The 3,710-nt window shown below is 43.2% G+C and carries 5 protein-coding genes; 1 reads left to right on the top strand and 4 read right to left on the bottom strand.

Annotated elements, in window-relative coordinates; genetic code table 11:
• The first annotated feature begins 161 nt into the window (after nucleotides 1–161).
• Nucleotides 162–1,265, top strand: coding sequence for a tRNA lysidine(34) synthetase TilS (gene tilS, locus QZ147_RS08665; protein ID WP_295149375.1), 1,104 nt, complete (start codon nucleotides 162–164; stop codon nucleotides 1,263–1,265).
• Here the strand turns inward: tilS and QZ147_RS08670 are convergent.
• From QZ147_RS08670 to QZ147_RS08685, 4 genes are all read right to left on the bottom strand, one after another.
• Nucleotides 1,249–1,788, bottom strand: coding sequence for a hypothetical protein (locus QZ147_RS08670; RefSeq protein ID WP_295149378.1), 540 nt, complete (start codon nucleotides 1,786–1,788; stop codon nucleotides 1,249–1,251). The two genes, tilS and QZ147_RS08670, sit on opposite strands and share 17 nt — an antisense overlap.
• Entirely contained in the window at nucleotides 1,781–2,305 is a 525-nt protein-coding gene (locus QZ147_RS08675; RefSeq protein WP_295149381.1) for a hypothetical protein, read from the bottom strand. Before QZ147_RS08675 ends, QZ147_RS08670 begins: the two co-directional genes overlap by 8 nt.
• Nucleotides 2,298–3,308 carry a hypothetical protein gene (locus tag QZ147_RS08680; RefSeq protein WP_295149384.1) on the bottom strand — a complete coding sequence of 337 codons (1,011 nt, stop codon included), beginning with the start codon at nucleotides 3,306–3,308 and terminating at the stop codon, nucleotides 2,298–2,300. Before QZ147_RS08680 ends, QZ147_RS08675 begins: the two co-directional genes overlap by 8 nt.
• 49 nt (nucleotides 3,309–3,357) lie before the next feature.
• On the bottom strand, nucleotides 3,358–3,710 hold a 353-nt coding region (locus QZ147_RS08685; RefSeq protein ID WP_295149387.1), incomplete at its 5' end, for a hypothetical protein.

A 3,710-nucleotide genomic window follows, 5' to 3' on the forward strand; every position in this document is an offset into this window, starting at 1 on the left:
AGCTCGTTTTTACGAAATTTTGCACGATAGCGAACTAGGCGAGCTTGAAGTGGGCGCAAGATACGCGTGCGAAGTCACCGACGCGCTAGACGGCAAGCTAATCGCAAGAGCGATCAGACGCGTATAAGTTAAGCTTGGCCGCGTAAAATTAAGGCGTAAAGATGAACCAAACTCCTGAAAATTTAGCGGCGAAATTTAGGATAAATAAAGACGCGCTCGCGCTTTTGCGAAGCGGGCGAAATTTGCTCGCCTTTTCTCACGGCGTCGATAGCACCGCTCTTTTTTATATTCTGCAAAATTTAGGCATTAAATTCGATCTTGCGATTATGGACTACGGCGCGCGCACACAAAGCAGGGACGAGGTCGCCGCCGCGCGAGAGCTAGCAAGCGAATTTAGCAAGCGAATTTTCGTGCGGGAGGCGCGGGTTTTGGGCGCGAATTTCGAGAGTAGGGCGCGTGCGGCCAGATACGCGTTTTTTGACGAAATTTGCGCGAGCGAGGACTACGGGAATTTGATTTTAGCTCATCAACTAGATGATAGATTCGAGTGGTTCTTGATGCAGTTTTCAAAAGGCGCGGGATTAAACGAGCTAATCGGAATGGGCGAAATTTCCTCTCGCGGCGACGTAAATTTAGTACGACCGCTTTTAAACGTAAGCAAGCGCGAGCTAAAATTTTGGCTCGACGATCACGGGATAAAATATTTCGTAGACGATTCGAATTTTAACGAAAAATTTAGCAGAAACGCATTTAGACGCGATTTTTCCGAGCCTTTTTTAGCGCGGTTTAAAAGCGGCGCGGCAAGAAGTTTTGAAATTTTAGAGCGCGATGCGCGGGTATTGGAGCCTAAAATTTTAAGTGCGAGCAAGCAAGCTTATCTAGTAAAGGCGGACGCAAATTTTATTAGAGGTGTAGATAAAACGTGTAAAATTTTGGGCGTGCTTTTAAGCGCGGCGCAGCGAAGAGAGTGTGAACGATGTCTGCAAAAAGGCGTGGATTTCGCGCTGGCGGGCAAGGTCGCGATCGGCGCTAGTTCGCCGCTGCCGAGGCGCGAAAATTTCACCGTGCCGGTAGGGCAAACGGAAAGAAAGCCGCAAGCCGAGCGCGAAAAATTTATTTTAATTACGCCTTACGTCTCGAAAATCAAAATGGATAAAAAATTTAAAGAAGCGTGCAGGACGGCGAAAATTCCGCCGATTAACCGCGGATTTTTATTCTCGCGTGGCATTTCGCCTAGCGAAATTTTAGCTAGTTTTGCGGATTAGCTCCGTAAATTATCACGTTAAATTTTATATTTATCCGCTCGCCGTCGCTACTCATCATTACCGGGAAATCGGTCTTTGCTATACTTTCGTATTTTTCTAGCGCGTCTAGAAAGTCGTAGAATTTTTGCGGGTCTTTCGTGGAAGCTTCGACGCTCAGTCCGTATTTGTAAAATTTTTCTTTATTTGCGGGCTCGTCCATATCGGATATTTTGACGTCGTTAAGGTATGTCGATACGAATTTTACGAAATTTTGCCTATTAAATTTCGCTTCGTAAGCGATAATCATGTCTTTATATTTTTGCTTCGTATTTTCTAGGGTTTCAAGCTTGGCGTCGTGCGTTTGCTTTACTTTTAGATACGCTGCCGTTTGCGATCGATTTTGCGCCGATAGCACCCGGTAGTCTTTAATGCCGGGCAAGATAAACGCAAAAACCATCCCGAAACAGATGACCACGAACGCTAATACGAAAATTAGCAGCTTCATAATATCTATGCGTTCTAAACTCGTATCTTTTTTACTCATTGTAACCCTCTGGGTTATTGATTTTATTCGTGCTTACGAAGCTAAACCAGCCGTTGTCTGTACGGAAAAAGCTCGTGTGTGACGTCGTAAAAAGCGATTTTAGGGGCGAAGCTAAAAGCTGATTAAACACGTCTTTGCTAGGCGTTACGCCTTTTATTATAAGCGAAGTTCGGTCGAATCTTATTTCATCGATCGTGATGCTATTGGGCACCAGCTCGAATAAATTTTGCAAGCTTTTTTTAAGGATTGTATTTGAAGCGTAAAGATCGACGCCGTATCCCGTCCGCTCGTCTAACAGCTCGTTTGCTTTATCTATTTGAAGGATTCTGGCGCTTAAATTTTCTTGCTGGACGGCTAAGTCGGCAGTATTCTTGCCTAGTAGATAGTTTTTGTAGGTTATTACGAGGCTTGCGCTAAGAAGCACTGTAAAAACGCCGCAGATAAACAATATCCAAAGTCTGCTAAACGCGCTTAAAAGCTTTCTTGGTTCGTATTTGATGAAGCTAAAATTATCCATTTGCTATTTCTTTCATCATTAATTCGTTCATAACTTCAAGCGTTTTAATCGGGTGCGCCGAGGCTTCGACTAAGAGTTCCGACTGCAAATATTGTAAAAACGTAGCGCTCGTTTTATCCTCGTCTAGCACTACGATCTGCTCGATAAAATCGCCTTCGTAAAGCGGGTTTGCGTAAAATTCGGCGATCGCGGCTTTAATATAGCTAAACATATTCATATCGCGCCCGAAAATTTCGACCGATCTTCCCACGTCTACGGATGCGGGCATATTTATGTCGTAATTTAGATCTTCAAAATCCTGTGCGCCGCCGCTATCTCCGTTTATTAGATCATCCAGGCTTTGAAAATCGTCTTGCAGCTGCGCGTCGTCTTCTTTTTCGATGACGTTATCGATATCGGTTATATCTTCTTCTTTGAAATTTTGGCTCGCTTCGTCGTTTTGTTCCGCCTCGTCGATTTTTACGAAAGTGGCTAATTTCATTTTCTTGTCTTTAAAAATACAAAGCGTGAAGGAATTTTGGCGGCTATATGCGTAAAGCGTAGTTTTTGCCGAGATTACGCGCTTTGATAACTCGTAAAATAGCACGGCGATAGGCGAGTAAATTAGATCAATCTCGTCTTTACCGAGCGTATCTTTTGCGGAGTTTACGGCTTCCTTATCGGCATAAATGCTCCAACTATCTTGCATTTTTAAAGTCGCGATATCTTTGGCTTGGATATTAAATTTCGCAAAATCGTCCCTGATTACGGTAGGTATCGCGCCGTGGGTGACGAAGTTGAAAAATAACGAGATATAAACCTCCGAGTACGCTTTTTCAAGAGCTCTTACGTAGTTTAATATTTTTTGATTTAGCGCCTTTTCGTCGGAGTCGGAAATTTTAGTATCGATCGTTTTTATAAGCTTTTGCGCGCGAAAAACTCGTCCGTAAAAAGAGCATTCAGACCCTTCTATCGCGACGCTTAAATATAATTGCGAGAAAAAATTACGTATCGAAAACGACATCAACTTCCTTATTAACTAAACAAATCGCGCCATAATATCTAAAAAACGCTTAAAAAAGCTCATTTTTAACCCGCGCGAAATTTTCTTTCATATTTTTAGCGTCGTTTTTTAGCCCCCGTTCTACCAGCGGGCTATTCGGTAGCTCGCCGTAGCTTTCGATCATCACGTCGCACATTAATAAAATTCGCTTTTTATCGGCGGGTAAAATTTGCGTCAAGCCCATCTTTTTTATCACAGACGCGTAACGTTCGCCTTCGTCTAAATAAGAACGAAATTTAAGAGAATTTCGGCTTTGATTTACGAGCGTCGCCGCCATTTTATTGTAGGCGTCTAATCTTACCGCCTCGCTGCTAAGTTCGAACGCTTTTTTAAAATCGCCGGTTTGATAGTAAAATTTAGCCT

Source organism: uncultured Campylobacter sp., assembly GCF_905371695.1.
Taxonomy (GTDB): Bacteria; Campylobacterota; Campylobacteria; order Campylobacterales; family Campylobacteraceae; genus Campylobacter_A.